1 tRNA gene and 1 rRNA gene are annotated in these 286 nt (G+C 50.7%); both read left to right on the top strand.

Going from position 1 to position 286, the window contains the following annotated elements:
• Window positions 1-36 precede the first annotated feature (36 nt).
• Window positions 37-112, top strand: a tRNA-Ala gene (locus tag M3630_RS30755).
• Window positions 113-195: 83 nt separating this feature from the next.
• Window positions 196-286: ribosomal RNA gene (gene rrf, locus M3630_RS30750) — 5S ribosomal RNA — on the top strand; the annotation flags it as partial.

Raw genomic sequence — 286 nt, 5'->3', positions numbered from 1 at the left:
GAGTCAGCCTAGGCCCACCATATATTTCCCCAGTATGGGGCTGTAGCTCAGTTGGGAGAGCGCCTGCCTTGCAAGCAGGAGGTCATCGGTTCGATCCCGTTCAGCTCCACCAAAAAAGTTTTAAAAAAGTACTTGAAAGTGAACAAGAAGATGTGATACATTATTTTTCGTCACTTTTGAGAAATAGTCAAATCGTCTGGTGATGATGGCGGAGGGGACACACCCGTTCCCATGCCGAACACGGCCGTTAAGCCCTCCAGCGCCGATGGTACTTGCTCCGCAGGGA

Source organism: Brevibacillus sp. MER 51, from assembly GCF_023714195.1.
Classification (GTDB): Bacteria; Bacillota; Bacilli; order Brevibacillales; family Brevibacillaceae; genus Brevibacillus.
The sequence above is the reverse complement of the archived record's forward strand: the minus strand, read 5'-3'. Positions and strand labels throughout refer to the sequence as shown.